Source organism: Streptosporangium sp. NPDC006013 (assembly GCF_040614275.1).
Taxonomy (GTDB): domain Bacteria; phylum Actinomycetota; class Actinomycetes; order Streptosporangiales; family Streptosporangiaceae; genus Streptosporangium.
The window spans coordinates 1-1,206 of the sequence record NZ_JBEXUE010000969.1; the positions used below are offsets into that span (position 1 = coordinate 1).

Below are 1,206 nucleotides of genomic sequence, written 5' to 3' on the forward strand. Positions count from 1 at the left end.
TGATCTCCTGGAGATCAGGGCCTTCTGCGTTTCCGTGATTGGTCTGCCCAGCGCCTCCATGTCCGCTGAAGGGCGAGGAGGGGGGCCGGGGCCGACCTGGCACCATCACGGAGCTGTGGCTCGTCCGGCCCCCACCCGGCGATGCCGCGGAACGAAACCGGGCTTGGCGCGACGCACCAGCAGGCTCGCCTTGTAAAGAGCCCAGCAGGTGAGGAAGGCCCCGAAGGAGACCTGCCCGATCCACGTCCACGCCGAGGTCTCGACGGCCGCGAACATCACTACACCGGTCCAGACGAAGCCGAAGACGCCCACGAGGGTCGCCGCAGCCCAATTCAGCCCTCGCTGCAACATGCCTGGAGTCTTGCAGATCTTGGTTCAAGACCAGGTCAATGACGTGGAACGCCTCATCGGGGGATGCTACGGCTTGTGCCGGCACACCTGCGCGCGCGAGCCCCTCCGGTGTTCATCGGGGTGGTTCCGAGAGGATTCTCCTCAAGATAGGCCAGCAGCATGGCCGCTGTGTGGGCGTCTGCCAGGATCCGGTTCACCTCGTCCTCGGATGTCGGGAGCTGGCCACGCTTGGCGAGCTCGTCGGTGAGGAAGGTCAGCGGCTCCGGGTAGCCGGCCGCCTCCGCGGCGACCGTTGCCCGAGCCGCGGTGAGGAGACGCAGGTAGTAGGCGCGGAGGGTCGCCTCTCGCATGCGTGCGTCTTCAAGGTCGTTCAGCAGAGACCTGGCAACCCTCAGCAAGTCACCTGGGTGGTTGGCCTCCGCGTCGATGTGCGCGCGGATGTCGTCGAACTCCGAGCGGGTCATGGTGCTCACCTCCACGGCGGAGTCAGGATCCTGACCCTCGCGCCTACTTCGTATCCAGAGTCGATTGCGAATGGCTTGACGTCTGGTTGCGCACTTCGACTTCCTATGACTGTTTGGGACGCGCGAGCCCCGGGGATGGTTGGCAAGTTGTCTCTGTGACGTGAGAGTCCTGGTAGTGTTCTTCTCGCAGGGCAACGAGCCCCCGGATCCAGAATCTCCCGGGTGGGCGGAGTGCCCGGCAAAACCCTCTCACTATCCCGACAAATCGGGCGTGTCTGCACGAATTGGACACCGGCCGGATGTTGGAGTAAGTTAGAGGGGTTGCCCTGGAGACAGGGTGGTCGCAATCCTAGCGGATTCGGCGGGGCTGGGTCGATGGTCGGGAAGCCGA

2 protein-coding genes are annotated in these 1,206 nt (G+C 64.6%); both read right to left on the minus strand.

Annotated elements, in window-relative coordinates:
* Window positions 1-105: 105 nt before the first annotated feature.
* Window positions 106-351, minus strand: a complete 246-nt coding sequence (locus ABZ260_RS51325; protein WP_355569961.1) for a hypothetical protein — start codon at window positions 349-351, stop codon at window positions 106-108.
* 53 nt (window positions 352-404) lie between these two features.
* Window positions 405-815 (minus strand): hypothetical protein, encoded by a 411-nt coding sequence (locus ABZ260_RS51330; protein WP_355569958.1) that lies wholly within the window; start codon window positions 813-815, stop codon window positions 405-407.
* Between the last annotated feature and the right edge of the window lie 391 nt (window positions 816-1,206).

Excerpts from the sequence above, each read along its gene's own strand:
- ABZ260_RS51325 (WP_355569961.1), bottom strand. The coding sequence starts at position 351 with ATGTTGCAGCGAGGGCTGAATTGGGCTGCGGCGACCCTCGTGGGCGTC.
- ABZ260_RS51330 (WP_355569958.1), bottom strand. The coding sequence starts at position 815 with ATGACCCGCTCGGAGTTCGACGACATCCGCGCGCACATCGACGCGGAG.